The 360-nt window shown below is 41.9% G+C and carries 1 protein-coding gene; it reads right to left on the bottom strand.

All coding sequences use genetic code 11. The annotated features are described in order from the left end of the window. Positions 1–299, bottom strand: a 299-nt coding sequence (locus tag HC175_RS20955; RefSeq protein ID WP_168139909.1) for a GIY-YIG nuclease family protein, incomplete at its 3' end; no start/stop codon positions are given. Between the last annotated feature and the right edge of the window lie 61 nt (positions 300–360).

Raw genomic sequence — 360 nt, 5'->3', positions numbered from 1 at the left:
GTCTTATCATCCTTCAGCATCACGTTGAAGCGAGGCTGATGCTTTTTGATAAGGTTGTTCTCCAGTAAAAGCGCATCGGTTTCCGAAGAAACCACAATATGCCTTATCTCGTGGATCTTTTTTACCATCACCCGTATGCGATGGCTGTCATTGTTCTTATTGAAGTAAGAAGCTACCCTTTTTTTGAGGTTTTTGGCTTTGCCTACGTAAAGGATCCTTCCGTTCTTATCAAAGTATTGGTAGACTCCCGGGTTCTCCGGAAGCGTTTTGATCTGCAGCTCCAGTTTGCTTTCCTCCATTAGCTCAAAGGTAAAATATTAATGGATGAAGGCAGAAACCTGCTCCTTCTAAAATGTTAAA

This window comes from Salinimicrobium oceani, assembly GCF_012037645.1.
Note: the sequence above shows the minus strand (reverse complement) of the source record. Positions and strands in the feature narration are given on the sequence as shown.